Below are 1,719 nucleotides of genomic sequence, written 5' to 3' on the forward strand. Positions count from 1 at the left end.
CATTATTCGCACGCGAGCAGCTTAAGGAAAGACCTCGCCGGATCATGCACTAGGGACGCCGTCGACTTCCAAGAACCGAAACAAGGCCTCGCCGTAGTCCAAGAGTCGTTTCGCCAGCCGCCGGGCGTGCGGGTTCGCTCACGGGTGAGCCGCGAGGTCAGCGATTCGGACGTGCAGCCGCGTCACCCGCCGGTCGTGGGTGACTTGCGCCACGTCCTCGATCCCGGCCTCCACCTGGACGGCGTCGCCGGAGAGCCGCCAGAGTTTCTTCGAGAAGTCCGGCCAGTCGTCGCCGTTTTCCCGGCCGTCGTCAATCGCCGATAGCTCCCGCAACAGGTGCGGCCAGCACTTCTGTTGCCGGTCCGTCACCACGTCGCACGCCTTCCAGAAATCGGTGACCAAGACCCCGAGAAAGGCTTCGGCGAAGAAGACTCGCAACGCCTCGTGGCCCCGCTTGGGATGGATCAGATAGCAGGTGGCGTCACCGCAGACGAAACACCACAGCCAACACAACAGCCCGTTGTTCCGCCAGCTGATCTCGTCGGCGTGCGGGACGGCGGCGTTCAAACATTCCTAATGAATCTGTTCGCCCCAAGGTTTCAACACGCCGGCCAGCCGATGCCAGATTTCGGTGAATCCACCCTCGCTGACCTTCATGCGCAGATGTCCGTTGAAGACTGCGGCGATCTGACTGGTCGTGGTTCCCAGGCCGTAGTGAAGCCAGGCAGACAACACGGTGGTGCGGTGGCCGGGCAGGGCGTCGGGCACGACCGGTTCGACCTGCCTCTTGCAGGCCGGGCACCAGTCACGGTGAATCGTGTGCTCGGTGACTTCGGACGTCAGGTCGGCCGGGAAGTCCTCGACGTGTCGGAGGCGTTTTCGACCAGTTCGTGTGAGTTGACCCCGGCAGCAAGGACAGACCGGCAACCGGTGATCGACGCGGCCGGGGACCGGGCGGGACGCGCCCGGGTGACCGGGTTTGGCTCCGCGCTTTTTCTTGTTTTTTTGGGGTTCGGCGTTTGATTTGGCGTACGGAGGGATCGCCCCCCGACGGGGGGTGCGTCCCGGCCGGAGCCGTTCCCGCGGCGACGGCCAAGCTGAGTTGCATCAGCAGAAATCGCAGTTCCAGCGGATCACGCCGGGCGAACGCGTCGGCCTGTTGCTCGGTTAATTTGCCCGTCCGGAACGCCGACAGAAACCCGTCATCAAGCATGGGGGCGGGAGTCGGCGTTCCGGACGGCAACGTCGGCATGTCCGAGTAATACGAGATCATGCCCGAAGCGCAAGGGGAGTTCAACGGGTTGAGGCGTTACCTTTAAAGAACATCTCCAATCCTGGGGCGACCGCCCCTTCTCCAAAAGATCCGATATAACCCCCATGCACGAACACGGCCAGCCCTATCCCGAATGCGCCGTTGAACTCATCGCGCAACTCCTTGGGAATGAGATGCGGAAGTCCCTTCAAATCTCGCCAGTCTGACGAAACCGAGATGCCATTCCGGTTCAACGCCACGTTTCCGTTGTCGTCAGAATCAATCTCGCTTAGCCGTGCCCAAAGACACCTATCCCTTTGGGCAATTCAGGGATTCGTGCCATCCTGAACATCCTTGCACATCGGGCGAACGATTCGGGGCACAGCATTCTCTCACATCGCCAGTGCTTTGCACTGAATGGACTTAGGCATTTGCGTGGTAATGACCTACCATTTTTCCGCCTGATC

2 protein-coding genes and 1 pseudogene are annotated in these 1,719 nt (G+C 61.3%); all 3 read right to left on the bottom strand.

All coding sequences use genetic code 11. The features are described 5' to 3' along the window. Positions 1-138: 138 nt before the first annotated feature. Positions 139-567, bottom strand: coding sequence for an IS66 family transposase (locus BGIM_RS56695; protein ID WP_020467886.1), 429 nt, complete (start codon positions 565-567; stop codon positions 139-141). Positions 568-573: 6 nt separating this feature from the next. After that, a complete protein-coding gene (locus tag BGIM_RS66840) occupies positions 574-768 on the bottom strand; it encodes a hypothetical protein (protein ID WP_020467887.1) in 195 nt (64 codons plus the stop codon). 33 nt (positions 769-801) lie between these two features. Then, positions 802-927 (bottom strand): annotated as a pseudogene (locus BGIM_RS68115) (hypothetical protein); the annotation flags it as partial. Positions 928-1,719: the final 792 nt, after the last annotated feature.

This window comes from Zavarzinella formosa DSM 19928 (assembly GCF_000255705.1).
GTDB lineage: Bacteria > Planctomycetota > Planctomycetia > Gemmatales > Gemmataceae > Zavarzinella > Zavarzinella formosa.